The following is a 1,232-nucleotide window of genomic DNA, read 5'->3' as shown; positions in this document are numbered from 1 at the left end:
TGTTCTGCGCAACTAAATCAGGACACTTTTCTTAAGGAACTTTGCTCATACTCTACTGGCGACAGATTACCATTAGTCGTATGAAGCCTTTCTAAGTTGTAATAGCGCATATACACTGCCACATCATTCTTCATATGTTCACGAGTCGGTTGCGGTATTTTCAACAACCAATCATGTTTTAAGCTGCCGAAGAATCGTTCTACAACAGCATTATCCCAACACGCTCCCACATCACCCATACTAGCTCTGGTTCCGTAGTCAGCTAGTAATTTTCGATAACGCTTACTGGTATATTGTGAGCCTCTATCACTGTGGAATACCAAACCTTTTGGCGGCTGACGTAAGTTATAAGCTTTTATCATCGCTTTACTCACCAAGTCGGTGGTCATGCGTTTATCAATATGCCAACCAACAATACGCCGTGAATACAAATCCATCACAATCGCTAAATACATCCAGCCTTCACCGGTTCTTAGATATGTCACATCGCCAGCCCAAACCTGATTTGGTGCAACTGGATTAAAGTTCTGATTCAGTAAGTTATCAGCAACTGCATCACTGTGTTTCCGCTTCGTTGTTACCTTGTAGGCCACTCGTTGAGTAACCACGAGGCCAAGGGTTGCCATTAACTTCTGAACGCCATAATCGCTGACATCAAAGCCCTCCTTACATAACCGTTTACGTAACTCTCGATAACCTAAGCTGTTTCTACTTTCTTTGAAGATAACCTTGGCTCTTCGGTATAAGTCCAGTTGTTCTGCCGTTATCAGCTTTGCTGGGCGTTTGAGCCAAGCATAATAGGCTGAGCGGCTGACATTCATCATTTGGCATAATTTAACTACTGCAAATGCCGATGAAAGTTGCTTGATGGTTTCAAACGTTACTTGGTTTCCTTTAGTAGGAGGGCACTTGCCTTTTTTAATATTTCCTTTTCCATCCTTAGTTCTTTATTTTCCTTGCGCAGCCTTAACAACTCAGCTCTTTCATCCGCATTTAAACTGGCACCTGATTGTTCGGCCTCAAACTTAGCTTTCCAGTTATAAAGCAACTTATCTGTAATTCCTAAAGACGCGGCTGCCTTTGGTACGCTGTAACCTTGTTCAGTTACTAATGCCACGGCTTCTTGTTTAAACTCAGCCGTATAACTTCTGTTTATTCGTTTTATCATTTAACACCTCAATAATTGCATTATATTCCATTATTAAAGTGTCCTGTTTAATTAAAGCAGATTA

General features: G+C 41.3%; 1 protein-coding gene. It reads right to left on the bottom strand.

Features of this window, described 5'->3' with window-relative positions; translation table 11 throughout:
- Positions 1 to 17: 17 nt before the first annotated feature.
- Positions 18 to 1,168 (bottom strand): IS3 family transposase gene (locus L0668_RS20525; RefSeq protein ID WP_235314598.1). Its coding sequence is split into 2 segments (ribosomal slippage): positions 18 to 892 and positions 892 to 1,168, totalling 1,152 coding nucleotides; the frame shifts between segments, so codons are not numbered across the junction.
- Between the last annotated feature and the right edge of the window lie 64 nt (positions 1,169 to 1,232).

Source organism: Paraglaciecola algarum (genome assembly GCF_021532655.1).
GTDB classification, from domain to species: Bacteria; Pseudomonadota; Gammaproteobacteria; order Enterobacterales; family Alteromonadaceae; genus Paraglaciecola; species Paraglaciecola algarum.
This window is presented reverse-complemented; position numbering and strand designations above follow the sequence as displayed.